The organism is Erwinia magellanica (assembly GCF_039023495.1).
Lineage (GTDB): Bacteria > Pseudomonadota > Gammaproteobacteria > Enterobacterales > Enterobacteriaceae > Erwinia.
Map to the genome: position 1 here is coordinate 1 of NZ_JBCHVC010000020.1, position 1,053 is coordinate 1,053.

Consider the following 1,053-nt stretch of genomic DNA (forward strand, 5'->3'; position numbering starts at 1 on the left):
GGTTGCCCGCCGCGCTGGTCACCTCCGCCGTGAAGCTGTGCTCGCCGTCCGCCAGCTCCGCCACCGCGAAGCGCCAGACACCGTTGCTGTCCGCCGTGCTGCTGCCCAGCACCTCACCCGCCGCGTCGCGCACGGTCACCACCGCACCCGGCAGCGCCGTACCCTGCAACTCCGGCGTACTGTCGTCGGTCAGCCCGCCGTTCAGCACCGCTCCGGTCACGCTGCCCACGTCGTCGTTAGCCTGGTCAATGGTCAGCACCACGCTGCTGCTGTCCAGCGTGAAGGCTGAACTTTCGCCACGCGTTTCGTTGCCCGCCGCGTCCGTGACCTTCACCTGCCAGCTGTGTTCGCCGTCCGCCAGCGTGCCCAGCACCAGGCTCCAGCTGCCGTCTGCGGCCGCCGTGGTGGTGCCGGCTGGCGTGCTGCTGCCGTCCAGGTAAACCGCAACCGTGGCGCCCGCTTCCGCCGTGCCCTGTAGCACCGGAGCGCGATCGTCGGTCACGCCGCCGTCCGCCACGGCGCCCTGCACCTCGCCCTGCGCGTCCATCAGCTGAGCCTCTGCCGCCGCCGGGGCTGTCGTATCCAGCACCACGTTAAACGGCCCGGTCTCCGCCGAGGAGACGCCCGCCGCGTTCACCGCCGTGGCCGTCAGGTTGTAGCTGCCGTCTTCGCCCAGCGCCGACGTGGTGATGCTCCAGCGGCCTTCGCTGTCCGCCACGCTCTCGCCCACGTTCACCCGGTTGCCTGCGGCATCCGTGGCCCACACTATCACCGTCAGCCCCGCGCCTGCGGTGCCGTTCACCGTCGGCGTGCTGTCGTTGGTGGACTGCCCTTTCTGCAGGAAGCCGGTATCGGCGTCCTCGCCCTGGCTGTAGTCATCCACGATGTTCTCAATGGCCGGCTGCGCCGGGGCGCTGGTCAGGACGCTGAAGTCCCACGCCTCATCCGCGGTGCCGCTCACCTGCGGGCCTTCGTTACCCGCCGCGTCAACCGCCGCCACGGTCAGGGCGTGCGCCCCGCTCGCCAGCGCGCTTTCAGGCGTCCAGCTCCAGC

1 protein-coding gene is annotated in these 1,053 nt (G+C 70.8%); it reads right to left on the reverse strand.

All coding sequences use genetic code 11. The annotated features are described in order from the left end of the window. Positions 1 to 1,000 (reverse strand): Ig-like domain-containing protein (locus tag AAH450_RS21050; RefSeq protein WP_342911926.1); only part of this gene is annotated, 1,000 nt, incomplete at its 3' end. Positions 1,001 to 1,053 lie beyond the last annotated feature (53 nt).